General features: G+C 72.6%; 25 protein-coding genes. 10 read left to right on the forward strand and 15 right to left on the reverse strand.

Going from position 1 to position 25,493, the window contains the following annotated elements; translation table 11 throughout:
- Positions 1-6: 6 nt before the first annotated feature.
- The 4 genes from ACZ6S8_RS28150 to ACZ6S8_RS28165 are packed head-to-tail and all read right to left on the reverse strand — an operon-like array spanning position 7 to position 4,901.
- The gene (locus tag ACZ6S8_RS28150) at positions 7-1,545 is read right to left on the reverse strand and encodes an AMP-binding protein (RefSeq protein ID WP_469460202.1); all 1,539 of its coding nucleotides are present in this window, start codon (positions 1,543-1,545) and stop codon (positions 7-9) included.
- Positions 1,542-2,402, reverse strand: a complete 861-nt coding sequence (locus ACZ6S8_RS28155) for a MaoC/PaaZ C-terminal domain-containing protein (protein ID WP_469460203.1) — start codon at positions 2,400-2,402, stop codon at positions 1,542-1,544. Before ACZ6S8_RS28155 ends, ACZ6S8_RS28150 begins: the two co-directional genes overlap by 4 nt.
- Positions 2,399-3,652 carry a beta-ketoacyl-[acyl-carrier-protein] synthase family protein gene (locus tag ACZ6S8_RS28160; protein ID WP_469460204.1) on the reverse strand — a complete coding sequence of 418 codons (1,254 nt, stop codon included), beginning with the start codon at positions 3,650-3,652 and terminating at the stop codon, positions 2,399-2,401. Before ACZ6S8_RS28160 ends, ACZ6S8_RS28155 begins: the two co-directional genes overlap by 4 nt.
- A 37-nt stretch (positions 3,653-3,689) precedes the next feature.
- The gene (locus ACZ6S8_RS28165; RefSeq protein ID WP_384029428.1) at positions 3,690-4,901 is read right to left on the reverse strand and encodes an aminotransferase class I/II-fold pyridoxal phosphate-dependent enzyme; all 1,212 of its coding nucleotides are present in this window, start codon (positions 4,899-4,901) and stop codon (positions 3,690-3,692) included.
- 316 nt (positions 4,902-5,217) lie between these two features.
- Between ACZ6S8_RS28165 and ACZ6S8_RS28170 the strand changes: the two genes are divergently transcribed.
- The gene (locus ACZ6S8_RS28170; RefSeq protein ID WP_469460205.1) at positions 5,218-6,120 is read left to right on the forward strand and encodes an AfsR/SARP family transcriptional regulator; all 903 of its coding nucleotides are present in this window, start codon (positions 5,218-5,220) and stop codon (positions 6,118-6,120) included.
- Positions 6,121-6,386: 266 nt separating this feature from the next.
- Here ACZ6S8_RS28170 and ACZ6S8_RS28175 read toward each other — a convergent pair whose 3' ends face one another.
- From ACZ6S8_RS28175 to ACZ6S8_RS28185, 3 genes are read right to left on the reverse strand one after another with little or no spacing between them, the layout of a single operon-like run.
- Positions 6,387-7,139, reverse strand: a complete 753-nt coding sequence (locus tag ACZ6S8_RS28175; protein WP_386534943.1) for an SDR family NAD(P)-dependent oxidoreductase — start codon at positions 7,137-7,139, stop codon at positions 6,387-6,389.
- Positions 7,136-8,122, reverse strand: coding sequence for a 3-oxoacyl-ACP synthase III family protein (locus ACZ6S8_RS28180; RefSeq protein WP_469460206.1), 987 nt, complete (start codon positions 8,120-8,122; stop codon positions 7,136-7,138). The genes ACZ6S8_RS28175 and ACZ6S8_RS28180 overlap by 4 nt, the downstream gene beginning before the upstream one ends.
- Positions 8,123-8,133: 11 nt before the next feature.
- A complete protein-coding gene (locus ACZ6S8_RS28185; protein WP_030390264.1) occupies positions 8,134-8,388 on the reverse strand; it encodes a hypothetical protein in 255 nt (84 codons plus the stop codon).
- A 204-nt stretch (positions 8,389-8,592) separates the two neighbouring features.
- On the opposite strand from ACZ6S8_RS28185, the gene ACZ6S8_RS28190 reads away from it, so the two are divergent.
- From ACZ6S8_RS28190 to ACZ6S8_RS28215, 6 genes are all read left to right on the forward strand, one after another.
- Positions 8,593-9,486, forward strand: coding sequence for a class I SAM-dependent methyltransferase (locus ACZ6S8_RS28190; protein WP_383923458.1), 894 nt, complete (start codon positions 8,593-8,595; stop codon positions 9,484-9,486).
- A gap of 10 nt (positions 9,487-9,496) precedes the next feature.
- Positions 9,497-11,059, forward strand: a complete 1,563-nt coding sequence (locus ACZ6S8_RS28195; RefSeq protein WP_469460207.1) for a flavin-containing monooxygenase — start codon at positions 9,497-9,499, stop codon at positions 11,057-11,059.
- Between the two features lie 13 nt (positions 11,060-11,072).
- Entirely contained in the window at positions 11,073-12,599 is a 1,527-nt protein-coding gene (locus tag ACZ6S8_RS28200; protein WP_469460208.1) for an FAD-binding protein, read from the forward strand.
- A 119-nt stretch (positions 12,600-12,718) separates the two neighbouring features.
- A complete protein-coding gene (locus tag ACZ6S8_RS28205; protein ID WP_469460209.1) occupies positions 12,719-13,192 on the forward strand; it encodes an SRPBCC family protein in 474 nt (157 codons plus the stop codon).
- Positions 13,189-14,025, forward strand: a complete 837-nt coding sequence (locus ACZ6S8_RS28210) for an alpha/beta fold hydrolase (protein ID WP_469460210.1) — start codon at positions 13,189-13,191, stop codon at positions 14,023-14,025. The genes ACZ6S8_RS28205 and ACZ6S8_RS28210 overlap by 4 nt, the downstream gene beginning before the upstream one ends.
- On the forward strand, positions 14,022-14,672 hold the full coding sequence (locus tag ACZ6S8_RS28215) for a 4'-phosphopantetheinyl transferase family protein (protein ID WP_469460211.1): 651 nt from the start codon (positions 14,022-14,024) through the stop codon (positions 14,670-14,672). The genes ACZ6S8_RS28210 and ACZ6S8_RS28215 overlap by 4 nt, the downstream gene beginning before the upstream one ends.
- A 64-nt stretch (positions 14,673-14,736) precedes the next feature.
- On the opposite strand, the gene ACZ6S8_RS28220 is transcribed toward ACZ6S8_RS28215, so the two are convergent.
- The 4 genes from ACZ6S8_RS28220 to ACZ6S8_RS28235 all read right to left on the reverse strand — a co-directional run bounded on the left by ACZ6S8_RS28220 (position 14,737) and on the right by ACZ6S8_RS28235 (position 17,958).
- Complete coding sequence (locus ACZ6S8_RS28220; RefSeq protein WP_267844131.1) at positions 14,737-15,735, reverse strand: AraC family transcriptional regulator; 999 nt, start codon at positions 15,733-15,735, stop codon at positions 14,737-14,739.
- A gap of 137 nt (positions 15,736-15,872) precedes the next feature.
- The gene (locus ACZ6S8_RS28225; RefSeq protein WP_469460212.1) at positions 15,873-16,364 is read right to left on the reverse strand and encodes an anthrone oxygenase family protein; all 492 of its coding nucleotides are present in this window, start codon (positions 16,362-16,364) and stop codon (positions 15,873-15,875) included.
- On the reverse strand, positions 16,361-16,996 hold the full coding sequence (locus tag ACZ6S8_RS28230; protein ID WP_469460213.1) for a hemerythrin domain-containing protein: 636 nt from the start codon (positions 16,994-16,996) through the stop codon (positions 16,361-16,363). The genes ACZ6S8_RS28225 and ACZ6S8_RS28230 overlap by 4 nt, the downstream gene beginning before the upstream one ends.
- 143 nt (positions 16,997-17,139) lie before the next feature.
- On the reverse strand, positions 17,140-17,958 hold the full coding sequence (locus ACZ6S8_RS28235; RefSeq protein ID WP_469460214.1) for an NAD(P)H-binding protein: 819 nt from the start codon (positions 17,956-17,958) through the stop codon (positions 17,140-17,142).
- Between the two features lie 321 nt (positions 17,959-18,279).
- Between ACZ6S8_RS28235 and ACZ6S8_RS28240 the strand changes: the two genes are divergently transcribed.
- Positions 18,280-19,272 (forward strand): AMP-binding protein, encoded by a 993-nt coding sequence (locus ACZ6S8_RS28240; protein WP_469460215.1) that lies wholly within the window; start codon positions 18,280-18,282, stop codon positions 19,270-19,272.
- Between the two features lie 84 nt (positions 19,273-19,356).
- Here the strand turns inward: ACZ6S8_RS28240 and ACZ6S8_RS28245 are convergent, their stop codons facing one another.
- The 4 genes from ACZ6S8_RS28245 to ACZ6S8_RS28260 form a co-directional block, all read right to left on the reverse strand.
- The gene (locus ACZ6S8_RS28245; RefSeq protein ID WP_469460216.1) at positions 19,357-20,163 is read right to left on the reverse strand and encodes an SDR family NAD(P)-dependent oxidoreductase; all 807 of its coding nucleotides are present in this window, start codon (positions 20,161-20,163) and stop codon (positions 19,357-19,359) included.
- Between the two features lie 253 nt (positions 20,164-20,416).
- The gene (locus ACZ6S8_RS28250) at positions 20,417-20,740 is read right to left on the reverse strand and encodes an acyl-CoA carboxylase epsilon subunit (protein WP_469460217.1); all 324 of its coding nucleotides are present in this window, start codon (positions 20,738-20,740) and stop codon (positions 20,417-20,419) included.
- Entirely contained in the window at positions 20,737-22,311 is a 1,575-nt protein-coding gene (locus tag ACZ6S8_RS28255; protein ID WP_469460218.1) for an acyl-CoA carboxylase subunit beta, read from the reverse strand. The genes ACZ6S8_RS28250 and ACZ6S8_RS28255 overlap by 4 nt, the downstream gene beginning before the upstream one ends.
- A gap of 180 nt (positions 22,312-22,491) precedes the next feature.
- Positions 22,492-23,751: an aminotransferase class V-fold PLP-dependent enzyme gene (locus ACZ6S8_RS28260; RefSeq protein WP_469460219.1), complete on the reverse strand. Its 1,260-nt coding sequence runs from the start codon at positions 23,749-23,751 to the stop codon at positions 22,492-22,494.
- A gap of 370 nt (positions 23,752-24,121) precedes the next feature.
- Here ACZ6S8_RS28260 and ACZ6S8_RS28265 point away from each other — a divergent pair, with 370 nt between their 5' ends.
- Both ACZ6S8_RS28265 and ACZ6S8_RS28270 read left to right on the forward strand, forming a co-directional pair.
- Positions 24,122-24,310 (forward strand): hypothetical protein, encoded by a 189-nt coding sequence (locus ACZ6S8_RS28265; RefSeq protein WP_469460220.1) that lies wholly within the window; start codon positions 24,122-24,124, stop codon positions 24,308-24,310.
- A 319-nt stretch (positions 24,311-24,629) separates the two neighbouring features.
- Positions 24,630-25,451, forward strand: a complete 822-nt coding sequence (locus tag ACZ6S8_RS28270) for an AfsR/SARP family transcriptional regulator (protein ID WP_469460221.1) — start codon at positions 24,630-24,632, stop codon at positions 25,449-25,451.
- The last annotated feature ends 42 nt before the right edge of the window (positions 25,452-25,493 follow it).

The raw sequence follows: 25,493 nt of genomic DNA on the forward strand, positions 1-25,493 counted from the left end.
GGTTCCTTAGACGAGAGGTGCGGCGGGTGCGGTGGCGTGTGCGGTGGTGGAGGTGAGCTGGTCGAGGCGGTCGAGGGCTTTGCGGTCGACCTTGCCGGTGGCGGTCTTGGGCAGGGGGGTGTCGGTGAGGGTGAGCTGGTGGGGTACGGCGGCCCGGGGCAGGTGGCGGGCGCAGTGGGTGCGCAGCTGCAGGCCGGTGAGGGTGGAGCCGGGGGCGCGTTGGACGCCGGCGATGAGTTTGCGGCCGGCGATGGGGTCGGGCAGGGCGGCGACGCCGGCTTCCAGGACGTCGGGGTGTTCCTGCAGGACGCGTTCGATCTCGGCGGTGTTGACGGCGACTCCGCGGACCTTGACCTGGAAGTCGGTGCGTCCGGTCAGGTGCAGGGTGCCGGTGGCGTCGCGGCGTACGAGGTCGCCGGTGCGGAACCAGCGGCGGTCGTCGAGGCCGAGGGGGTGGGCGGTGAGTTTGTCGGCGTGGCGGGTGCGGTCGAGGTAGCCGCGGGTCTGGAAGGGGGTGGAGACGTAGAGCTCGCCGCTGCCGGGGCCTTCGACGGGCCGCTGGGTGTCGGGGTCCAGGACCAGGGCGTGGACTCCGGGCAGGGGGCGGCCGATGGGGACGGGCGGGAAGGGGGTGGTGGTGGTGTCGAGTTCGTGGATGAAGCTGTCGTTGGTCTCGGTACAGCCGTAGATGTTGTGGATGCGGGCGGTGGGGAAGAGGACGGGCAGGGCGGCGAGGGTGCGGTCGGGGATGGCGTCGCCGGTGAACATGACGTGGTCGACGCCGGGGAAGGTGTCGGCGGTCTTGGCGGCGGCGTCCTGGAGGAGGCCGAAGGCCATCGGGACGGCCTGGACGATGTCGACGTCGTGGCGCAGGACCAGGTCGCGCAGGTGGCGGCCGTGGGCGGCGAGGGCGGGGTCGACGAGGACGACGCGTCCGCCGCGGGCCAGGGTGGTCCACACGTCCAGGAGGCAGAGGTCGAAGTTGAGGGGGGCGTAGTTCAGGACGGTGCGGCCGGGGCCGATGTCGAAGGCGTGGCCGGCCCAGCGGGTGAAGCGGTCGACGGCGTCCAGGCTCAGCGGGACGATCTTGGGGAGGCTGGTGGAGCCGGAGGTGGTGAGCATCAGGGCCGTGTCGGCGGCCTCGTCGGCGGGGAGCGGCTGGGCGGGGGTGTGGGGGCTGGGGGCCAGGCGGGCGGGTTCGCCGCCGGGGGCCAGGACGTGGGCGACGCCGGCCTGGGCGAAGAGGTCGGCCAGGAGGGTGTCGGCGAGGGCGGGTGAGGGCAGGAGCAGCGGCCGGTGGGCGAGGAGGCAGGCCAGGACGAGGGCGACGGTGGCCGGGGACTTGTCGGCGAGGATGCCGACGGGGGTGTGCGGGGGCAGGTTCAGGCGGGCGAGGCGTTCGCGTTCGCGGCCGGCGAGTTCGTAGAGGGCGCGGTAGGTGGTCTCCTCGCCGTTGAAGAGGAGCGCGGTGGCGTGGGGGCGGTCGCGGACCTGGGTGAGGAATCCGCCGAGGAGGCCGAGTTCGACGGCCGGGGTGGTGGTCACGGGTGGTCGCCTCCCTGGGGGCGGGCGGGCTGGTCGAGTTCGATCCAGCCGCTCTTGACGGCGGTGCCGGCGGGGGTCTTGCAGGTGAAGCGGATGACGCGGGCCGCGGCGTCGGGCTGGAGGGTGATCTCCAGGGGGACGTCGGGGGGTACGGGGGCGGAGAAGCGGCAGCCGAGGCCGCGGACGCGGGCGGAGTCCGCGTCGGCGAAGCGGTCGGCGGCCTCTTCGACGGCGAGGGCGACGACGCTCATGCCGTGGGCGATGACGGTGTCGAAGCCGGCGGCGCGGGCGGCGCGGGCGTCGAGGTGGATGGGGTTGAGGTCGCCGGAGGCGTGGGCGTAGGTGCTGATCCAGTCGGTGGTCAGGGTGTGGACGGCGCTGTGGGGGGTGCCGGTGCCGTCGGGGGCGGGGGCGGCGGGGGTACCGCCGGTGATGTCGCCGAAGGGTTCGAGGGTGGTGGCGCCGACGAGGAGGGCGGAGATGAGGAGTTCGGCGAAGGGTTCGGGGCCGTCCTCGCCGGTGAGGCGGATCCTGAGGGCGATGCGGGCGCCGCGGGGTTCCTTGCGGATTCCGGCGACGTCGAGGCGGGCGGTGACCTCCTCGCCGGGGCGGACGGGGCGCTGGGTGCGGATGTCCTGGCCGAGGTGGACCACGGAGACGGGGCCGGGTTCGCCGGCGGTGAGGGCGGCGACGGTCTGTTCGGCGAGGGTGTGGGCCAGGACGAAGGTGTGGACGGGTGAGGCCTGGCCGGGGCGGGCGGTGGGCAGGCCGCGGCGGGCGGCGCCGCGGTAGTCGGTGATCTGCGGTTCGGTGACGGTCAGCGTGCGGACCGGGGAGGGGAGCGTGAGGAGCGTCATGCGGGGACCACCACCACGGAGGAGTTGTGGCCGCCGAACCCGAAGGAGTTCGTGATCGCGGGTCCGGAGCGCACGGCGCGGGGGGCGCCGTGGACGACGTCGATGTGCATTCCTGGCTCCTGCTGTTCGTGGTTGGCGGTGGGGGGCACCTCGCAGTGCCGCATGGCCTGCACGGTGGCGATGAGTTCGACGGCGCCGGCGGCGCCGATGAGGTGGCCGATGACCGACTTGGGTGCGGTGACGGGCGGCTGGGCGGTGCCGAAGACCTTGGTGAGGGCGGCGGCTTCGGAGCGGTCGTTGTGGGGGGTGGAGGTGCCGTGGGCGTTGACGTGGACGATGTCGTGGGCGTCGAGTCCGGCGTCGGCGATGGCGCCGGCCATGGCGGCGGCGGCGCCCGCGCCGTCGGGCAGCGGCATGGCCAGGTGGTGGGCGTCGGCGGTGGCGGCGTATCCGGCGACCAGGCCGTAGGTGGTAGCGCCGCGGGCGCGGGCGTCGTCCAGGCGTTCCAGGACGACGAATCCGGCGCCCTCCCCCATGACGAATCCGTCGCGGTCCTTGTCGAAGGGCCGGGAGGCGCGTTCGGGGTCGTCGTTGCGGAAGGAGACGGCGTTGAGGTTGCCGAAGCCGGCCAGGGTGACGGGGGTGAGGGTGTGTTCGGCGCCGCCGGCGATGACGAGGTCGGCGCGGTGGGTCTGCAGCAGCATCAGGGCGTGGCCGATGGCGTCGGCGCCGCTGGCGCAGGTGTTGGCGACGGTCAGGGCGGGGCCGGTCCAGCCGAGGCGGATGGCGATGTGGGCGGCGGCCGCGTTGGGCATCGTCATCAGCGGCATCAGCGGGTTGACGCGGGCGGGGCCGCCTTCGGTGAAGTGGGCGGACTCCAGGTCGCTGGTGGCGCGGCCGCCGACCGCGTTGCCGACGACGATGGCGGTGCGGCCGGGCTCCGCGGTGGGTGAGCCGGCGTCGCGGTGGGCGGCCAGGGCCGCGGCGGTGCCGTAGTGGGCGAAGGGGTCCATCCGGCGGGCTTCCTTGGCGGGGACGAGGCCGGCGAGGCCGTCCAGGCCGCGGACGCGGCAGCCGATGCGGACCCGGTGGCGGCTGAGGTCGAAGTGGGTGAGGGTGGCGGCGGTGGACCGGCCGGCCCGCAGCGTGTCCCACAGGTCGTCGGGGGTGCACCCGCCGGGGGTGACCACGCCCATGCCGGTGATGGCTACGGGCGGCCGCGCCGAACTGCCCCTGGACGGTCCAGGCATGTGTGCTCCCTTGGGGGTGTGGGGTCGTCGTGGGGCGTCAGATGATGCGGCACTCGCGTGCCGACTTGATGAAGGCCTCGGCGGCGAATTCGAGGTCGGCCTTGGTGTGGGCGGCGGTGATGGCGATGCGCAGCCGGGCCAGGTCGTTGGGGACGGCCGGGGTGACGACGGGGAGGCCGATGACGCCGTTCTTGCGGCAGACGGTGGCGTAGTCGTAGGCGGCGGTGTCGGAGCCTGCGATGACGGGGACGACGGCGGTCTCGCTGTCGACGGTGCTGATGCCGGCGTCGTGGAGGGTGGTGCGGAAGCGCTCGGACTCGCGCTGGATGAACTCCACGCGCTCGGGCTCGCGCTGCAGGATGCGCAGGGACTCCAGGGCGGCGGCGGACTGGGCGGGGCCCAGGGCGGCGGAGAAGAGGAAGGGGCGGGCGGCGTACTTGAGGTGGTGGATGAGTTCGGCGGAGCCGGCGACCCAGCCGCCCATGGAGGGGATGGCCTTGGAGAGGGTGCCGAGTTTGACGTCGACCTTCACCTCGTAGTCGAAGTGCTCCTCGATGCCCTTGCCGGTGGCGCCGATGACGCCGAGGGCGTGGGCCTCGTCGACCATCAGCAGGGCGTTGTGGGCGTCGCAGACCTTGCGGAGGTCGACGAGGGGGGCGATGTCGCCGTCCATGGAGTAGACGCTGTCGACGATGACGAGGCGCACGCCGGTGTCGGGGGCGGCGGCCAGGCGGCGCTCCAGGTGGGCGACGTCGTTGTGGCGGAAGCGGGTGACGGTGGCGCCGGAGAGCTTGCAGCCGTCGACGATGCTGGCGTGGTCGTACTTGTCGATGAAGACGGTGTCGCCGGGGCCGACCAGGGCGCCGACGGTGCCGACGTTGGCGGCGTAGCCGGAGCCGAAGACGAGGGCCTGCTGGCGGCCGGCGAACTTGGCGACCTCGGCCTCCAGTTCCTCGTGGAGGGGGGTGGAGCCGGCGAGGGCGCGCACTCCGTGGTTGCCGGTGCCGTAGCGGTCGACGGCGGCCTTGGCGGCCGAGACGACGCGTTCGTCGCCGGCCAGGCCGAGGTAGCTGTAGCCGGACATCATGAGGAGGCGCTGGCCGTCCTGGTCCGCGTAGGCGGAGTCGCGCTCGACGGTGTAGGCGACGAAGCTGTTCTTGCGGTTGGGCTCGTACTCCAGGGACTGGACGCGGTCCCTGAAATAGGCCAGCTTCGGCTCGAGTCGGCTCCAGGCAGCGGATGCGTTCACGTTCTTCTCCTCGTTCGCGATCGTCCGGCGGACCCGGAACTCCATCTGTACTCCGCCGTTGTTCCGGCGGGGCTCTAGTGGAATTCCATTAAGGCTCGTGGGGCGCAATAGCGGCGCAAGAGCGGGGCCACAGTGGAACCACAGCGGGGCTACAGCGGCACTCGAAGACGCAAAGGGATTGCCCGGACCTGGGGTTTCATTCGCGGGGAAATGTTTGCCGACCGCTGTTGACATGCGGAGACGGCCCGCCGGTATCCTCTGAATCGCACGAACTAGGGGGACACGGCCGGAAGCCGACCGTTTCGGAGAGTGCATAGTGCTGATCAGACTGATAGGTCTTGTCACGATCGAGCCGGACGGAGCACCGCCGCAGCACCTCTCCAGCGCCCAGGCGCAGGTGGCGTTCGCCCGGCTGCTGATCGAGCGCAACGGGGGGACGGACCGCGACCAGCTGGCCGAAACCGTGTGGCCCGAGGGGCTGCCGGACACCTGGGCGTCGGCGCTGCGGAGCCTGGTGAGCCGGGTGCGTACGTTCGTCTCGACGCCGCAGGACCAGCCGGGGGTGATTCCGCTGGTCGCGCAGAGCGGCCGGTACCTGCTGCGGATCCCGCAGGACGCGGCCGTGGACGTGGAGTGCGCGGAGATCGCGGTGGCCGAGGCGTCGGAGGCGTACGCGGCGGGCGCCTTCGCGGTGGCCCAGCAGCTGGCGGCCGGCGCGGTGTCGAACCTGCGCGGTTCGTTCCTGCCCTCGCACGAGGGCGAGTGGGTCAACGCGATGCGCGAGCAGCTGGAGGAGCTGCGGCTGAAGGCGCTGGAGACGGCGAGCCTGGCGTCCTCGGCGCTGGGCGACGAGCACCACGCGCTGCGGTACGCGGAGGAGGCGGTGCGCCGGGCTCCGTTCCGGGAGAGCGCCTACCGCTGCCGGATGGCGGCGCACACGCGGGCCGGGAACCGGGCGGAGGCGCTGCGCAGTTACCAGCAGCTGCGGGAGGTCCTGGCGGAGGAGCTGGGCATCGATCCGGCTCCGGAGACGGAGGCGGCGTACCTGGAGCTGCTGCGGACGCCGGAGCCGCGGCCGGCGCTGCGGTCGTTCACGTGTCTGGACCCGGTGCTGATGGGGGTCTTCGAGGTGGACCACCGGGCGCCGGCGCCGCGGCCGTGCTCGCTGGCCGACCACGGGTGCGTGACGCACCCGGTGCGCTCCTCCCCCGCCGCCTGAGCGGTCGCAGGGGGCAGGGGGCAGGGGGTCGCCGCCGCGGAGTCCGCGGCGGCGGCCTTCGCACGCCCGGACCCGGGCGCGGCCCGGGTGCGGCGCCGGGTGCGGGGGCGGGTGCGGCGCCGGGTGCGGGTGCGGGTGCGGCGCCGGGCCGGGGGGCGGCCGCACACGCCGGTGCGCCCGTACGCCGGTGCGGCGCCGGGCGGGGACGTGGGGCGGCCCCGGCCTCCCTGGGGGGTGGGGGGCCGGGGCCGGGGGTGCGGCGGGGGTCAGGTGATGGAGACGCCGCTGTCGATGCTGATGACCTGGCCGGTCATGCAGTCCTGGTCGAGGAAGAGGCCGGCGCTGCGGGCGACCTCCTCGACGGTGACGAAGCGGGGAATGGGGGCCTTGTCCTCCATGCCCTCGATCACCCGGTCCGGGAGGGTGTTCGTCATACCGGTGATCATGAAGCCGGGTGACAGCGCGTTCACCGTCACCCCGCGCCGGCCGCACTCCGCGGCGAGGGTGCGGGTGAAGCCGATGAGGCCCGCCTTGGAGGCCGAGTAGGCGGTCTGGCCGGCGGTGGCGATGATGCCGGACGGCGACACGATGTTGATCACCCGGCCCCAGCGCTGGCGCAGCATGTACGGCACCGAGGCGCGGGCGGTGTGGAACGAGCCGATGAGGTTGGTCTGGATGACCTGCGCCCAGTCGGCGGGGTTCTGCATCGCCATGAGGCTGTCCTTGCGGATGGCCCCGTTGTTGACGAGGACGTCCACCGGGCCGAGTTCGGCGGAGATCTGCTCGTAGAGGGCCTGGGTGGCCTCCCACGAGCCGACGTCGCCGGTGACCAGCGCCGAGGGGTTGGACAGCTTCTCCCGGACGGCCTCGGCGGCCTCCCTGGAGCTGTTGTAGTGGACGGCGACCCGACAGCCCAGTGCGTCCAGTTCCAGCGCCAGGGCCTGGCCGAGGCCGCCCGACGCGCCGGTGACCAGGGCGACCGGGGAGTCCGGGCGCCGGCCGGTGCTCTTCTTGCTCATGCGGCGACACCGCCCCATTCCATGAGGATCGAACCCCAGGTCATGCCGGCTCCGAAGCCGGCCAGCAGGACCTTGTCACCGGCCTTGATGCGGCCCTCTTCGAGGGCCTCGGTCAGCGCGATGGGGATCGACGCCGAGGCCGTGTTGCCGTACTTCTGGAGGTTGGTGATCAGAGCCTCCTGCCGCAGCCCGGTGTGCGAGAGGATCGAGTTGATGATCCTGATGTTCGCCTGGTGGGGTACGACGTGGTCGATGTCGGCCGCGTCGACCTTGGCGCTCTCCAGGGTCTCGCGGACGGTGCGCACGGTGTAGCGGACGGCGTTGAGGTAGATCTCGTTGCCGTTGATCTGCGCGTAGTGCAGGCCCGCGTCCAGGGTTTCCTGGGTGGTGGGCATCCGGCTGCCGCCGGCGAGGACCTTCAGGGAGCCGGTGCAGGCGCCGTCGGCGCCCAGGTTCCACGCCTTGACGCGGTTCTCGGGGCCCGGCTGGAGGACGATCGCGCCCGCGCCGTCGCCGACGAGGATGGACAGGTCCCGGTCGGCCGGGTTGGCCGTCAGGGTGTGGGTGTCGGATCCGATGAGCAGGATCGGCCGGGGGTCGATGGCGATGAGGGCCATCGCGGACACTAGCCCGTAGACGAATCCCGCGCACTCGGAGTTGACGTCGTGCGCGCTCCCGGAGATGCCCAGTTCGTGGTGGACGAACGCGGACGTCGCCGGGGACGGCTGCTCGGGTGTGGCGGTCGCCACGATGAGGTGGGCGATGTCGGCGCCGGTCAGGCCCGCTTTGTCCAGCGCGCGCCGGCCGGCCTCGACGGCCAGGGAGGCGGTGGTCTGCCCCGGGTTGACCGCCCGCCGCTCGCGGATGCCGCAGCGGCTGACGACCCAGTGCTCGTCGACGCCGAAGCGCGTGGCGAGCTCGGCACTGGTGACGACGCGTTCGGGTACGGACATGCCCCACCCGGTGATGTCGAAGCCGGTCACGTCACCCCTCGCTACGCCTGAGCCGGGACGAGGTCGACGATCTTCGCGTACACGTCGCGCAGGGTCGTCGTGTCGTCGAGGTCGGCGAAGAGGGACTCGTCGGCCGGGATGTGCGGGTACTGGTTCTGGAATCCGTACAGCCACTCCATCAGGTCAAGCGAGTCGACGTCCGCGATGTGCTGGAGCGGGGCGTCGGGGCTGACCTCCGCGGCACCCGAAACGGCCTCGAGCTGGCTCGCCAGTTCTTCGATGGTGGGCAGCGACATGGGGTCGGTCCTCTCTCGGCAATGCAACTCGGCAGTGCGTGTCTGGTTTCGATAGCGATGAAATATCCGCCCCCGCAAGGAAGGCGCAACACGGCCTGCTGTCTTGAATGCGGCCCGTCTTGCGCGGGCCTTGCGGGGCATCGGGTTTCCTCGGACGCGAATTAGGAAATACGGCCCGCCGGACACGCAGGAAAGAGGATCAGGATGACAACGGTCGCCCCCAAGTCGGTGGACCCCGAGGTCGATGCGATCAGGCACCACTACGAGGTCAGCAACGATTTCTACCGGCTCCTGCTGGGCCCCTCGATGATGTACTCCGGCGGTTACTGGGAGGCCGGCGAGGACCTCAACGCCGCGCTCGACGAGGCTCAGTACCGCAAGCTCGACAAGTTCGCCGAGCTCGCGAACGTCAGCCCGGCCACCGGGCGTGTCCTGGACATCGGCTGCGGCTGGGGCACGATGCTCAACCGTCTGACCACCGTGCACGGTGCGGGGCAGGCCGTGGGCCTGACGCTGTCGCGGACCCAGGAGGCGTTCATCGCCGGCCTGGACAACCCGCGGATCACCACGCTGGTGCAGAGCTGGGCGGACTACAAGGTCGCCGACGACAGCGAGAAGTACGACGCGGCGTTCTGCATCAACGCGCTGGAGCACTTCGTGTCCTCCAACCTGCCGCCGAAGGAGCGCACCAAGCGCTACCGGTTCTTCTTCCAGCAGGTTGCCAACGCCCTCAACCCGGGTGCGAAGTTCGTGCTGCACACGATGACGGCCGAGGCGCTGCCGATGACGCGTGCGCTGCTGGACGACCTGAAGTTCCTGCAGCGCTCGGAGTTCGAGGGCTGCCACATCCCGCACCTGAGCGAGCTGAGCGCGGCGGCGGAGGGTCTCTTCGAGATCGACGAGGTCGTCAACGAGCGCGAGTCGTTCGCGATGGCGTGCCGGGCGTGGCTGGTGCTGCTGGCCGAGCGCCGGGACGAGGCCGTGGCCCTGGAGGGCGAGGAGGTCGTCTCGCGCTTCGAGCGCTACCTGGACATCTTCGCGTACACGCTCGAAGACAAGTTCTTCAACAACTTCCGCGTCACCATCACGCGCCGCTAAGGAGCCAGACGTGACGAGCATTCTCGAGCCGGCCAAGGACGGCGGGGCACGTACGGGCACCGAGCCGGCTCCCGGCGGCCGCGGCCCGACCCGGCATCTGCGGGTCGCGGTCATCGGCACCGGGTTCTCGGGCCTGGGCACCGCCATCCGGCTGCTGCAGTCGGGCATCGACGACTTCCTGGTGTTCGAGCGGGCCGACGAGGTCGGCGGCACCTGGCGCGACAACAGCTATCCGGGTTGTGCGTGCGACGTCATGTCCCACCTCTACTCGTTCTCGTTCGCCCGGAACCCGGAGTGGAAGTCGACGTTCGCCTCTCGGGACGAGCTGTACGCCTACCTGCGGGACACCGCCGACCGCTTCGGCGTGCGTCCGCACATCCGGTTCGGGCACGAGCTGGAGGCCGCCCGCTGGGACGAGGGCGAGCGGCACTGGGTCGTGGAGACCTCGCAGGGCCGGTACACGGCCCAGTTCCTGGTCACCGGTACGGGCTACCTCAGTGAGGCGGCGGTGCCGGACATCAAGGGGCTGGACGGGTTCGAGGGGACGGTCTTCCACTCCTCGAACTGGAACCACGACCACGACCTGTCCGGCCGCCGCGTGGCCGTCATCGGTACGGGCGCCTCGGCGATCCAGTTCGTGCCGGCGATCCAGCCCGAGGTCGGGCAGCTGGACCTCTACCAGCGCACTCCCCCGTGGGTCGGGCCCAAGCCCGACAAGGCCAACAGCGAGCTGCACACGAAGATGCTGCGTTCGCTGCCGGGCTACCAGCAGTTCCGGCGGGGCTTCAACCAGTGGGGCCGGGAGGTCCTGGCGTTCTTCTGGAAGCGGCCCAAGCTCGCCGAGAAGGTCCAGAAGATGGCGAGCGACCACCTGGCGAAGTCGGTGCCGGACGAGGCGCTGCGGGCCCGGCTGACGCCCGACTACCTGGTGGCGTGCAAGCGGCTGCTGTTCTCCAACACGTGGTACCCGGCGATCCAGCAGCCCAACGTGGAGATCGTCAGCGAGGGCATCGCGGAGGTCCGGGCGAAGTCGATCGTCGGGACCGACGGTGTGGAGCGCGAGGTCGACACGATCATCCTGGGTACGGGCTTCACGGCCACCGACCGGCCCGTCGCCCGCCGGATCTGGGGGCGGGAGGGGGTGCGGCTGCGCGATGCGTGGAAGGACGGCATGTCCGCGCACCGGGGTACCACGATCGCCGGGTTCCCCAACCTGTTCATGCTGCTGGGCCCGAACACGGCGCTGGGGCACTCCTCGCAGACCGTGATGATCGAGGCGCAGGTCCAGTACGTCGTGGACTCGCTGAAGCAGGCCGAGAAGCGGGGCCTGGCCAGCATCGAGGTGCGCCGGGAGGCGCAGGACGCCTACAACCGCAAGCTCGACGGGCATCTGGAGGGCACGGTCTGGATGTCGGGCGGCTGCAAGAGCTGGTACCTCGACGCGAACGGCCGCAACACGTCGATCTTCCCGACGTACACCTGGCGCTTCCGCCGCGGCACCAAGCGCCTGGACCTGAGCGAGTACCAGCTCGCTTCCCGGGTGCGCAGCACCCAGCCGGTACCTCACCAGTAGGAGACGCACGCAGATGAGCAGCACCCCAAGAACCGACGCCGGCGCGAGCGCCGAGCCCTCCCGCCGCCGGGTCCTCGGCGGTATGGCGGCGACGGCCGTGGCCGTCGTCGGCTGGAACGTGGTGGACCAGACGTGGGCGACCGCCGCGGAGGCGGCGGGCAACCCCGATGTGGTTCCGGTGCCGGGCCTGACCGGCACCCTGGAGACGACACCGGCCACGGTGGACGCCTTCGCCAACGACTTCGGTCACCTCTTCGACGGTGCGCCGAGCAAGCCGTGGGCGGTGCTGCGTCCCGGCGGTGTCGACGACATCGTGACGATCGTCAACTACGCCCGTGCCAACGGCATCAAGGTCGCCGTCAACGGTCAGGGCGGTACGGGTGACGACATCGAGTCGCACTCGGTGTACGGCCAGGCGCGGGTGCCGGGCGGCATCTCGATCGACGCCAAGGGCATGTCCCGGATCGTGTCCATCGGCAGCGACCACGCGGTGGTCGAGGCCGGGGTGACGTGGGGTCAGCTGACGGACGCCACGCTGCAGGTGGGCAAGACGCCGCCGGCGCTGCCCGACTACCTGTACATCTCGGTGGGCGGGACGATCAGCATCGGCGGGATCGGCGGGACCGTGCAGCGGTACGGTCTGCTGTGCGACACGGTGCAGTCGATCGACATCGTGACGGGTGACGGCAAGCTGGTGACGGCGACGGCGTCGGTGCGTGCGGACCTGTTCAACGCGGCGCTGTCGGGCGGCGGTCAGGTCGGCATCATCGTGCGGGCCAAGGTGAAGCTGATTCCGGCGCCGAAGCGGGCCGTCATCTTCAGCCTGTACTACAACACGGTGGAGCAGTACCTGATCGACTCCGAGCGGGTGCTGGCCGACGGCCGGTTCGAGGTCCACGCGGGTGAGATGCAGCGGACTCCGGACAACTCGGGCTGGCGGTACAAGCTGGAGGTCGGGGCGACGTACAACACGACGCCGCCGAACCGGACGCGGCTGCTGTGCGACCTGAAGGACGTGCGGGCGGAGGCGGTCATCGAGGACGTGACGTACCGGGACTACATGTTCCGGCTCGACGCGTACGAGGCGTACCTGAAGGAGGGCGGCCACTGGTACACGCCCAAGCCGTGGCTGAGCATGTTCCTGCCGGCGTCGAAGACGAAGGCGTTCATGAAGCGGGTGGAGCAGGAGCTGGACGCGAGTTCGCTGGGCGGGGGGTTCCTGCTGTTCTACCCGTTCTTCTCGTCGAAGATCAAGCGGCCGCTGGCGGTGATGCCGAACGAGTCGGTGGTCTACCTGTTCGACCTGCTGCGGTTCCCGAACCCGGGTGAGCCGAACATCCAGGGCATGATCGACCAGAACCGGCGGCTGTACGACATCGCGGTGGGTCTGGGCGCGAAGCGCTACCTGGTGGGTTCGATCCCGATGTCGGGTGCGGACTGGAAGAAGCACTTCGGCAACCGGTGGACCGGGTTCGTCAACGCGAAGCGGAAGTACGACCCGAACAGCATGTTCACGCCGGGTCAGGGCTTCTTCGCCTGACGGTGGCGGTCGGCGGCTGCTGTGGCGGCCGTGTGGTCCCGGCGGCGGGGGCGGGGTGAGGCATCCCCGTCCCCGCCGTCCCGTTTTTTGTCCCCTTGTAGCGAGTTGGAGGCCTGGAGATGACGACGTACGACCTGATCGACGAGGCGGTGATCGACGCCCCGGCGGATGACGTCTGGGAGGCGCTGGTCTCGGAGTTCCGCGGCGCGAAGCAGTGGTGGGTGCCGCACAACACGTTCACGTCGGTGTCCGGTGCGCCGGACGCGGTGGGCGGGGAGGTCGGTGTGACGGTGCACACCAAGGGCTCCGACAAGGGGGGTCTGAAGCTGCGCTTCACGTCGCGGACGGTGGCGGTGGAGCGGGGCCGGCGTCTGGACATCGAGTACGTGTCGGGGGTGTTCCGCGGTCCGAGCAGTTTCGTGCTGGAGCCGCTGGCGGACGGCCGGACGCGGATCGCGATGCACTTCACGGGCAGTCCGCACGGCTGGCTGAAGGTGCTGGCGAAGGTCGCGGACCTGGGTGCGGAGCATTCCAAGGGCACGCTGGCGGCGTTCGAGTCGCTGAACCGGCAGCTGTCGGGGGTGCGGCGGTGAGTACGGCTTCGGAGGTCACGCACGAGGTGACGGTCCGTACGGACGACGGTGCGGAGCTGGCGGTGACGGTGCTGGCGCCGCTGGCGGGCACGGCGGCGGCCGGTGACGTGGTGCTGGTCCACGGCTGGGCGCATTCGCGCCGGGTGTGGGGGACGGTCGCGGACCGGCTGATCCGGGCCGGGCACCGGGTGGTGCTGTACGACCAGCGCGGGCACGGTGCCTCGACGCTGGGCCGTACGCCGGTGTCGGTGGAGCGGCTGGGTGCGGACCTGGCGTCGGTGCTGGGCGAGACGGGTGCGCGGGAGGCGGTGGTCGTGGGTCATTCGGGCGGCGGGTTCGCCGCGCTGGCGTACGCGGCGACGTCTCCGTCGGCGGGCCGGCTGCGCGGTCTGGTGCTGCTGGGGACGGCGGCGCACGGTCAGGACACGCCGGAGAGCGAGGTGAAGATGATGGGCAACCCGGTGTTCTCGTGGGCGCTGCGCCGGCCGTGGCTGGGCGGGAAGCTGCTGGGTTCCACGATGGGCAAGGGGGTGGATCCGGTGGTGCTGGATGTGAACCGGCAGCTGTTCGCGGCGACGGCGGCGCGGGTGCGGGCGGACTTCTTCCGCTGCACGCGGGGCTGGGACGTGCGCGAGGCACTGAAGTCGGTGCGCGTTCCGGCGGTGGTCCTGCACGGTGAGGGCGACAAGGTGATCGCTGTCGAGCTGGCCGAGGTCCTGGCGCAGGTGTTGCCGGGTGCGCGGTTCGAGCGGGTTCCCGGTGCGGGGCACATGCTGCCGCTGGAGCGTCCGCTGGTGGCGGTCGCGGCCGTGTCGGAGCTCGCTTCGCGATGATCGAGGAACTCCTCCCCCCGGGCGTCACGTCGTCGGAGGCTTTCGACGACGCGGCGCCCGCTGTGCTGTTCGCGGCGGAGGCGGCCGTGATGGAGGGCCGCCGGGAGGGCCGGCGGCGGCAGTTCGCGACGGCGCGGGCGTGTGCCCGGCGGTGTCTGGCGCAGCTGCGGCGCCGTCCGGTGGCGATGCTGCCGGGGGCGGGCGGTGCGCCGGGGTGGCCGGCGGGGGTGGTGGGGAGCATCACCCATTGCGAGGGCTACCGGGCGGCGGTGGCGGCTCCGGCGTCGGTGGCGGCGGCGGTGGGCATCGATGCGGAGCCGGCGGGGCCGCTGCCGGCCGGGGTGCTGGGGCTGATCGCGTCGTCGGCGGAGCGTGCGCATCTGGCGGCGCTCGCCTCGGCGGACCCGTCGGTGCCGTGGGAGCGGGTGTTCTTCTCCGCGAAGGAGGCCGCGTACAAGGCGTGGTATCCGGCGACGGGGATCTGGCTGGGGTTCCGTGACGCCTCGCTGGTGTTGTCCCCGGCGGGGACGTTCGCCGTGACGATGCGGCCGCCGGTGCCGGCGCCGGTGGATCCGGTGTACGGGGGCCGCTGGCTGGCGGGGGGCGGGCTGGTGCTGACGGCGGTGGTCCGCGGGCCGGCCCGGTAGCGGCCGCACCCGCCCCGCCCGCCCCGCCCGCCGCGCAGGGCCGCGGGGTCGGGGCGGGCGGGTGTCAGGGGGCGGGCAGGACGACGGTGCGCGGGGTGCGGGGGGCTTCCTGCGGGGTGTCGGGTCCGGTGCCGGTGCGGAATTCCTGGGGGCTGACGCCGCGGACGCGTTTGAAGGCGGTGGAGAGGGCGAAGGCGGAGCTGTAGCCGACGCGCCGGGCGACGGTGGCGACGGTGGCGTCGGGTTCGCGCAGCAGGTCGGCGGCGAGTGCGAGGCGCCAGCCGGTGAGGTAGGCGACCGGGGGTTCGCCGACGATGTCGGTGAAGCGGCGGGCCATGGAGGCGCGGGACACGCCGACTTTCAGGGCGAGTTCGGCGACGGTCCAGCCGTGGGCGGGGTTCTCGTGGAGGAGGCGCAGGGCGGGGCCGACGACGGGGTCGCCCTGGGCGCGGTACCAGGAGGGGGCGCCGCTGGCGGGGGCGGCGAGCCAGGTCCGCAGGACGCCGATGAGGAGGAGGTCCAGGAGGCGGTCCAGGACGATTTCCTGGCCGGGTTCGTCTTTGGAGATCTCGGAGGTGAGGAGGGTGACCAGGGTGTTGTCGGCGGCTTCGGCGGGGCGTACCAGCAGGGAGGGCAGGGCGCTGAGGAGGCGGCGGCCGATCTCGCTGGGGGCCTGGTAGGTGCCGCTGAGCATGACGGCGGAGCCGGCGTCCTGGAAGGTGTCGCCCCAGGTGCGGACGCCCAGTGCCATGGTGTCGGTGACGTCCTGGCCCTCTTCGGTGCTGCAGCGCTGTTCGGGGCCGACGGTGATCTGGACGGGGGTGGTGGGGGTGTCGGCGACGGTGTAGGGGTCGGGGCCGCGGACGACGGCGACGTCTCCGGGGCGGATGGGGACGGGGTCGCCGTGGTCGGGGATGAGCCAGGCGTCGCCGTGGACCATGGTGACCACGGAGAGCGGGGCCCGGTCTTCGACGCGCAGGGACCAGGGCGGGTTGAAGACGGATTTGAGGAGGAAGGCGCCCCGGGCTTTGGGGCCTTCGAGGAGGCCGGTCAGCGTGTCCATGCGTACATCCTCTCCGGGGGAACGGCGAAGCGCCCGCTCTCCCGCGGGGGACGGAGAATAGAGAGCGGGCGCCGTTCACGGGGGTGGTGCGGGTGGTGCGGTGGCCGTGGCGGCGTGGGGGGCGCCGGCGGGCGGGGTTATGCCGATCCGCGGCCGTGGAGGGTCAGGGCGCGGCCGAGGGCGGCGAGGGCCGCCGTGCAGGCCGCGGTGCGTACGAGGTTGCCGGTGGCCCAGCGTCCGCCGAAGCGGGTGCGGGCGGCGGCGGCGTCGGCGCCGGCGCGGGCGAGCTGGTTGTTGAGGGGGATGTTGACGGCGGCGGTCACGGCCAGGGAGAGGCCGTAGAGGGCGAACGCGGCCCAGCCCCAGCGGGCGGCGTCGGGGCGGCCGCCGCGCTGCTGCTGGACGGCGGCGAGGCCGGTGGCGAGGAACGCGCCGAGGAACAGGAGGCCGAACAGGCCGTTGTCGATGGCTTCGTTGATGTTGCGCATGGCGGTGACGTAGGTGTGGTCGTCGCCGCGGCCCAGGCCCGGCATCACGGAGATGTCGAAGGCGAAGTAGAGGCCTGCCATCAGTCCGGTGCCGACCGTCGCCGCGACCAGGGTGACGGACTGGGTGGTCGTGGCTGTCACTTCAGGATTCCCTTCAGGGTGCGCTCGTAGCGCTTGTGCAGGAGCGTCGCCCCGATGAGGCGGACGGGCGGCGGGATGGTGGCGGAGACGTGGGCGACGGAGCGGCGTGGTGCGCCGTCGAACATCCAGGGCTGGAGGTGGGTCATCACGCGCATCGGGGCGCTGGCGACGACTTTGCGTTCCTCGGCGAGGTAGGCGCGTTCGCCGAGGCGTTCGAAGACGGGGAAGATGATGCGTTCCTCGTCGCGGAGGTGGTCGCGGAGCACCGACTCGAAGGTGTGGGAGGCGCGGACCAGGCCGTCGCCGCGGTGGGCGATGGCGGTGGAGACGGCGTCCATGGCGGCGTCGAGTTCCTCGTGGTCCTCGTGGAGTTCGCGGGCCTGGGCGTCGAAGTCGGGGTCCTTGCGGCGCAGTCCCGGCCACAGGACGTCGTCCTCGCTGGTGTGGTGCCATTCGATGGTTTCGCGCAGGCGCTGCCACCAGGGGGTGCCGGCCGTGTTCCAGGCGGGGGCGGCGGTGCGCAGCCGGGCCGCGTCGCGCCGCATCGCGATGTGCATGAGGGCGAAGCCGTGGAAGTAGGGGGGCAGTGTGTCCAGGCCGTGTTCGCTGGAGTACGACTGGGGTGCGGGCATGGCAGCCTCCTGCCGGTCGGTCGTGCGCGGTGCGCGTGTGCGTCCCCTGGGTCGTTTCCGAGCACCGGGCGGCGGCCGTACCAGAGTCGCCGCCCGGTCAGGGAGTGACGGGGGTGCTGCCGGCGGTGCCGGCGGTGGTGTGGTCAGACGTTCCAGACTCCCGCGGCGGCGGCGTCGCGGGCGAATTCCGCGAAGTCCTTGGGCTTGCGGCCCAGGGCTTCCTCGACTCCGTGCACCAGGTGCGCGTTGCGGCCGTCGAGGATCATGGTGAACAGGTCGGCGAACTCCTCGGGGAGGTCGTTCTCGCGCAGGACGGCGCGGTACTCCTCGTTGGTGACGGAGATGTACTTGATGTCGCGGCCGGTGGCCTTGGAGAGTTCGGCGGCGACGTCGGTGTAGCTCAGGAGGCGGGGGCCGGAGAGCTCGTAGGTCTTGCCGATGTGCTTGTCGTCGGTGAGGGAGGCGACGACGACGTCGGCGATGTCGTCGGCGTCGACGAAGGCCTCCACGGCGTCGCCGGTCGGCAGGGCGATCTCGCCGGCGAGTACGGGCTCGAGGAAGAAGCTCTCGGAGAAGTTCTGGTTGAACCAGCTGGAGCGGACGATGGTCCAGTCGGCGCCGGACGCCTTCAGGTTGTCCTCGCTGACCTCGGCGGCCTCCTCGCCGCGGCCCGAGAGCAGGACCAGGCGGCGGGCGCCCTTGGCGACGGCGACCTTGGAGAACGCGCCGACCTGCTCGGCGGCGCCGGGGAAGGCGAGGTCGGGGTAGTAGGTGACGTAGACGCGGTCGACGCCTTCGAGGGCGGCGTCCCAGGTGGCGGGCTCGTGCCAGTCGAAGGGGGGCTCGCCGGTGCGGGAGCCGATGCGGACCTGGCGGCCCTGGGCGGTGAGCTTGTCGGCGACGCGGCGGCCGGTCTTGCCGTGTCCGCCGATGACGAGGGTGATCTGCGTGTTCTGAGTCATGAGTACAGTCAAGTCCAGTCTCGTGAGACGGGCCATAGCCACAAAGCTCAGTTCCATGTGCGTGCGTCTACGGGTGGTGTCCCGGAGCGCGGACGGGGAGAGTGTGGCTTCGGCATGAGCCAGGGAATCGTAGGCATGCCCCGCGGGGTCGGGCCATAGCCTTCCGAGCGGTCCTCGACTCTTCGTGGAGCGGCCTTCGAGGGGGTCTTGAGCGGGCTGCGAGCGGGTGCCGAGCGGTCCTGTACGGCGAGACTTGAGCGGTTCTCCGGTCGGGCGGGGCACGATCGGCGCCGGAGTACCGACCCGCTCGCTGGAGGCCGTATGAACGCCACTCCGGACCATCCGGAGCTCGACCAGTTGTCTGCCGACCTGGCCGGTCTGCTCGGACGGATCGGGCTCGACCCGGCCGACGGGTGGCCGGTGCGCCGGGACCGGATCGACATCCGTTTCGCGGCTGCGGCCGCGCGCCATCCGGGGCGGGTCGCCGCCCGTGACGGGGAGGGGCAGGCGACGTATCTGGAACTGGAGTGGCTGGCGGACGACATCGCGCGGCGTCTGTCGGGGCGTTGTGGTCCCGGTGGGGCGGTCGCGGTGCGGGTGCTGCGCTCGTGTGAGGCGGCGGCGGCCGTGGTGGGTGTGCTGCGGGCGGGTGCGGCGGTGCTGCCGCTGGAGCCCGGGCACAACGCGGGGCTGCAGGAGTTCTTGATGCGTGACGCGGGGGCCGGGGTGGTCGTCTCGGACGGCGGGCTGCTGCGGGACGAGATCCCGGTGGCGAAGGCGGGCCGGTTCGTGATCGCGGTCCGGCCGCATGCGGCGGTGCGCCGGGAGGTCGCCGCGGACACGGCGTTCCTGGCGCTGCCGTCGGCGGGTGCTCCGGGCCGGGCGGTGGCGGTGCGGCCGGTGTCCCACCTGGACGTGCTGTCGTGGGTGGACGGCTGTGTGCCGGTGCTGGGGGTGGGTCCGCAGGACGTGTGGGCCTACGTCCACTCGCTGAGTTTGGATGTGGGGATGCGGGAGCTGTGGGGTCCGCTGCTGTCGGGCGGGTGCGCCGTCGTGGTGGACCGGGACACGGCGGGTGACGCGGTCGGCCTGGCGCGGCTGCTGGCGGAGCGGGAGGTGACGGTGGTGACGCAGCTGCCGTCGGCGTTCGCGCGGCTGGCGGCGGCGGCGCGGCCGGGGAGCTTGCCGCGGCTGCGGCACGTGCTGCTGGCGGACGGGGCGGCGGACGCGGGTGTGGTGGCCGGCTGGCGGTCCGCGGGGATCGCGCCGGGTGCCGTGGTGCGGGACGTGTCGGGGGCCGTGACGGTGCTGTGAGGCACGGGTGAGGGGCCCCGGGCGGCGGTCGCCGTCCGGGGCCCCTCGTGCGTGCCGCCGCGTGTGCGTGTGCGTGTGGCTGTTTCAGGCGTTGCCCAGGCCCCCGCAGACGTTGAGGGCCTGGGCGGTGATGGAGGCCGCGAGGTCGGTGGTGAGGTAGCCGACGAGGCCGGCGACCTCTTCGGCGGTGGAGTAGCGGCCCAGGGGTATCTTCGCCTCGAACTGCTCCTGTACGTACTCCTCGGTGGTGTCCCAGACCTGTGCGTAGCCGCTGCGGACGCGGGCGGCCATGGGGGTTTCCACGTAGCCGGGGCAGACGGCGTTGACGGTGGTGCCGGTGGGTGCGAGTTCCTTGCCGAGGGCTTTGGTGAAGCCGATCACGGCGTGTTTGGAGGCGGAGTAGGGGGCGCCGAGCAGGACGCCCTGCTTGCCGGCGGTGGAGGCGATGTTGATGATGCGGCCCCAGGGTTCGGCGCCCAGGCCGCCGTTGTTGAGGACTTCGCGGGTGAGGCGGAAGACGCTGTTGAGGTTGGTGTCGATGACGTCGTCCCACAGCTCGTCGGTGATGCCGGCGGTGGCGCCGCCGCCGCTGCGGCCGGCGTTGTTGACCAGGATGCTGACGGGGTCCGAGTACGCCGCGACGGCCGCGGCGACCAGGGCCCGTACGGCGGCCGCGTCGCGTACGTCGGCGGCGGCGCCCTCCACGCTGAAGCCCTCGGCCTGCAGGTCGGCCACGGTCTGTTTGACCGCGGTCTCGGTGCGGGCGCAGAGGAACACCCGGTGCCCGCGGGCGCCCAGGTCGCGGGCGACGGCCAGGCCGATGCCGCTGGTGGCCCCGGTGACCAGTGCCACGGGCCTCTCGGGGGCCTTGTCGATCGCCTTCACCGTCATTCCTCGTATCCCTTCATCGTCGCCAGGACGCTCTGAGCGTGCCGGGGGGCACTCGGGGCGTGGCGGAAGGCGGATGGAGGCGGCTGCGGGGGCGGGGCGCGGCGGCGGCCCCCCCGGGGGGGGCGCGGGGGGGGGGGGGGGGCGGGCCCCCGGGGGGGGGGGGGGGGGGGCGGGGGGCGGGCGGCCCCCCGCCGGGGGTGTCCGCGGCGGGGCGGGGGGGCCGTCCGGCGGGTGGGGGTGTGCCGGGCGGGGTTCAGCGGCCGCGCCAGGAGCCGGGGCGGCCGGGGCGGGGGGCGGCCGGGGTGCGGTCCCAGACGGAGGGTTCGGTGCGGGGGGCCGGGGGCGGGGGCGGGGGCGGGGGCCGGTCGAGGAGGGCGGTCAGGACCGCCAGGAGGGCGGCGGTCTCCTCGGCGGCGGGCCGGCCCCGGGTGATCCGCCAGGCCGGCGCCGCACCGGACGCCGTTCCGGGGCCGGGAGCCGGGGCGGGGGGCGGGGCGGGGGCGGCGGGGGGCGGGGGGGGTCCCGCCGGGGTACCCGCGGTGGCCGGCGTGGCCGGCGGCGGGGCGGGGGCGCTCATACGGGCGGGTTGCCGTGCTTGCGCGACGGCAGGTCGGCGTACTTGGGGCGGAGCATCGCCAGCGCGTCGACGAGGACCGAGCGGGTCTCGCCGGGGTCGATGACGTCGTCGACGAGGCCGCGTTCGGCGGCGTAGTAGGGGTGCATGAGCTCGGCCGTGTACTCCTTGATCTTCTGTGCGCGCATCGCGTCGGGGTCGGCGGCGGCGGCGATCTCCCGGCGGAAGATGACGTTCGCGGCGCCTTCGGCGCCCATGACGGCGATCTCGTTGGTGGGCCAGGCCAGGGCGAGGTCGGCGCCGATGGAGCGGGAGTCCATGACGATGTAGGCGCCGCCGTAGGCCTTGCGCAGGACGAGGGAGATCCGCGGGACGGTGGCGTTGCAGTAGGCGTAGAGCAGTTTCGCGCCGTGGCGGATGATGCCGTTGTGTTCCTGGTCGACGCCGGGCAGGAAGCCGGGGACGTCGACGAGGGTGACGAGGGGGATGTTGAAGGCGTCGCAGAACTGCACGAAGCGGGCGGCCTTCTCGCTGGCGTGGATGTCCAGGACCCCGGCGAGGCTGGCGGGCTGGTTGGCGACGAAGCCGGTGACGTGGCCGTCCATCCGGGCCAGGGAGCAGACCACGTTGGTGGCCCAGGCGGGCTGGATCTCGAAGTGGTCGCCGTCGTCGACGACTTCCTCGATGACCTTGCGGATGTCGTAGGCCTGCTGGGGGTTGGCGGGCACGATCCGCGACAGGGCGTCGGTGCGCCGGCCGGGCCGGTCGCCGCCGTGTTCGCGCGGCGGGGTCTCGCGGTTGTTGGCGGGCAGCAGCGACAGCAGGTGCCGTACGTCTTCCAGGCAGCTCGCCTCGTCGTCGTAGGCGAAGGCGGCCACGCCGGAGACGGCGGCGTGGACGTCGGCGCCGCCGAGGCCGTTGTGGGTGATCTCCTCGCCGGTGACGGCCTTGACGACGTCGGGGCCGGTGATGAACATCTGCGAGGTGCCGCGGACCATGAAGACGAAGTCGGTCAGCGCCGGCGAGTAGGCGGCGCCGCCCGCGCAGGGGCCGACCATCACGCTGATCTGCGGGATGACGCCGGAGGCGCGGGTGTTGCGCTGGAAGATGCCGCCGTAGCCGGCGAGGGCGGAGACGCCCTCCTGGATGCGGGCGCCGGCCCCGTCGTTGAGGGAGACCAGCGGGGCGCCGGTCGACTCGGCCAGGTCCATCACCTTGTGGATCTTCTCCGCGTGGGCCTCGCCGAGGGCTCCGCCGAAGATGCGGAAGTCGTGCGCGTACACGAAGACGGTACGGCCCTCGACGGTGCCCCATCCGGTGATCACCCCGTCGGTGTAGGGGCGTTTGTCCTCCAGTCCCAGGCCGCTGGCGCGGTGCCGGCGCAGGGTTTCGATCTCGTGGAACGAGTCCGGGTCCAGCAGCAGGTCGATCCGCTCGCGGGCGGTGAGCTTGCCCTTGGCGTGCTGGCGTTCGGTGGCCCGCACGTCCGGGCCGGCCAGCGCCAGGGCTTTGATTCCGGCCAGTTCGGCCGCGCGGTCCAGGACCGGCAGGGGTGGCGCGTCGCTCGTGGTCATGTGGCTCCTCCAGGTCTGGGGCCGGATCCGGCCACCGTCGCGCGCGGGGCTCAAGACATCGTGGAAGTCCGCTCGAGCCCGGCACGAGAGGGGGGTTGGGCGGCCCCGCGGTCGGCTGTTCGGTGTCCGGCGGCCGCGGCGGGCCGCCCGTTGGTCGGTTTCGGGGTGACGGCGGGGGTCTCAGGGCGTGCGGTGCAGGGTGAGGTGGCCGCGCCGGACCGTGCGCGCCGCGTACGGCGACGGCCGCCCGGAGCCGCCGCCGGCGGCTGCGGCGGTGAGGGCCGGGGCGGGGGCGGCGGGGGTCCGGGGGCGGCGTTCCTCGCGCAGGGCGTCCCGCAGGGCCCGTGCGAAGTGGTCGATGTCCTGTGCGGTGGTGGCGGAGCCGACGGACGCGCGGACGGCGGGGCCGGCGGACGCGGCCGGGTGGAGCGGGTGTTCCTGCGCGACGGTCTTGGCCAGGACGGCTCCGTGGCGGGCCAGGGCGCGGCGCAGGCGGGCGGCGGGGACCTCGTGGTGGCGGAAGGCCAGGATGCCGGCCCGGTCGCGGCCCGCCGGGAGGAGTGCGATGCCGGGGGTGCGTTCCAGGACGGCGCGCAGCCGCGGCAGGAGGTCCTCGGCGGGCGGGGGCGCCGCGGCGTGGTGGGCCAGGGCGGTGTTCAGTGCGGCGACGGCGGCGGGCGCCGGCCCGCCCGCGCGGGAGGGGCGGCGGTAGCCGCCCGGGGCGGTGGGGAGGGCGGGGAGGGTGGCGGGGAGGCCGGGGGCGGTGCGGGCGGCGGGGCGGAGGTAGGCGAATCCGGTGTCCTGGGGGCCGTGCAGGAACCTCCAGCCGTCGGCGGTCAGCAGGTCGCAGCCGATGCGGGCGGCGTCGAGGGGGAGGCGGCCGGCGGAGTGCGAGGCGTCCAGGGCGTAGCGGGCGCGGTGGGGGGCGAGGATCCGGCCGACCTCCCGGACCGGGTTGACGGTTCCGCAGGCGGCGCTGACGTGGACGGCGCTGACGAGGGCGACGTCGGGGCCGATGCGGGCGCGCATCCAGTCCAGGTCGAGGTCGCCGTCGGCGCGCAGCGGGACGACGTCCAGGCGGCAGCGGGTGCGGTCGCGCAGGGCGTGCAGGGTGGCGAGGTGGGCGACGCCCTCGTGGGGGGTGGTCCAGATCCGGTCGCGGGGGCCGAGGTCCAGGCGGGAGACGAAGGCGTCGAAGGCGTCGGCGGCGCTGGTGACCGGGAGGGTGTCGGCGGCCGGTACGCCCAGGAGGCGGCCCAGGCGTTCGCGGACCGGGGGGCCGCCGGCGGCAGCGAGGTGTTCCTCCAGTGCGCGGGTCCCGAAGCGGTCGTCGCGGGCGGTGCAGTCGGCGAGGACGGCGCTCACGGCGGCCGGCATCGGGCCGGTGCCGGCGGTGTCCAGGTGGGCCGTTCGCTGTCCGTGGTGCGTCGGCGCGTTCATGAGGGGCCTCCCCCGCTGTCGGCCGCGGCACGTCCACGACCCCGTTGTTCCACGTATTGCCATCACGCTTGGCAATACATTGCCCAGGCGTCGGGGACTTTGGCAATGCGCGCTCCGGTGAAACTCCAGCCGGGGGTTCTTGGCACATTCCGGCAAGACGGGGAACAACTCCTGGCACGTCAATATCTGTGCAGGTCAGGGTGGTTGGGATGATTTTCCTGGGGTGTGCGGGGATGGTTTTGGGGGGTGTTCCGGCCCGTGCTCCAGCGTTTCTCCAGTGATTGACGAGTGAATTCCGAGCGGATGTTGCCAATCTTCTTGGCAGAAGACTTGCCAAGCAGGATCACGAAGTTGCCCTGGAGGGGTCACCATGAGGAACATCGCCCGCGTCGTCGCCACTGCCGCTCTCGCCACGGCCGCCGTCCTGACCGCGGGCGGCGTGGCCGCTGCCGACGGCGGCGGCTCCATCGACTGGCCGGTCGCGCCGGTTTCGGTCTCCGCCGCCCCGCAGGCCGCGGCCGTGACCGCCCCGGCCGCCGGCCGCATCGACTGGCCGTAACCGGCCCGCCCCACCAGGCCCGCTCCCCCGCCCCCCTGCTCCCCTGCTTCCCTGCTCCCCCGCTTCCCCCCGGACCGCTCCCCCGCTTCTCTTCCGCGGCCACGGCCGCTCCGGTCCGCCGTACCCGCCCGCGCCCGCCCGTGCCCCGCGTGTTCCGTACGCCGCCGTCCGCTCAACGCCTCTGGTTGGAAGGCGACTTGAGGCCCGCTACAGGAAGGGGATGGGCGGCGTCCACCCCGGCTAGCGTGCCCGCAACGGGGGCAGTTCCCTGGCCATCTGGGAAAAACAGCCAGGGGACTCGACGAGTACGGAGGAGACCATGAGGATTCGGGTGCTGGGTCCGTTGAGTGCCGAGGTCAACGGGGGGTCGATCGTCCCGACCGCGGGCAAGCCGCGGCAGGTGCTGTCGCTTCTCGCGCTCTATCCCGGGCGTGTCATGCCCGTGCCCACCCTCATGGAGGAGATCTGGGGGACGCAGCCGCCGCAGAGCGCGCTGACGACCCTGCAGACGTACATCCTCCAGCTGCGCCGGCGCCTGGGCACCGCGATGGGGCCCGACGCGCCCGGCGGCGCCAAGGAGGTCCTCGCGACCCGGCACGGCGGCTACCTGCTGCAGATCCCCGAGGACAGCGTCGACGTGCACGACTACGAGCGTCTGGTGCGCGAGGGCCAGGCCGCCTTCGAGACCGGCGACAGCCGGGTCTCCGCCGACCGCTTCCGGGCCGCGCTGGACCTGTGGCGGGGCCCGGCGCTGGTCGACGTACGGGTCGGGCCGATCCTCGACATCGAGGTGATGCGGCTGCAGGAGAGCCGCCTGGTGACGGTGGAGCGCCGCATCGACGCCGACCTGCGCCTGGGCCGCCACAGCGAACTCCTCGCCGAACTCGCCGATCTGACGGCCCGCCACCCCCAGCACGAGGGACTCCACTCGCAGATCATGGTCGCCCTCTACCGCGCCGGACGCCAGGCCGGCGCCCTGGACGTCTACCGCAGACTCAGAGCCCGCCTCATAGAAGACCTCGGCGTGGAGCCCTCACCCCAACTGCAGCGCCTCCACCAGGCGATGCTCGCCGTCGACCCCGCCCTGGACGTCCTCGCCGGACCGCGGCGCACCTCCACCTTCGACCTCTTCGCCGCCTAGGGAGTGTCCCCGGCGCCTCTCCCCCGCCCGGCCGGGACCGGC

The organism is Streptomyces sp. NPDC048461, from assembly GCF_055587105.1.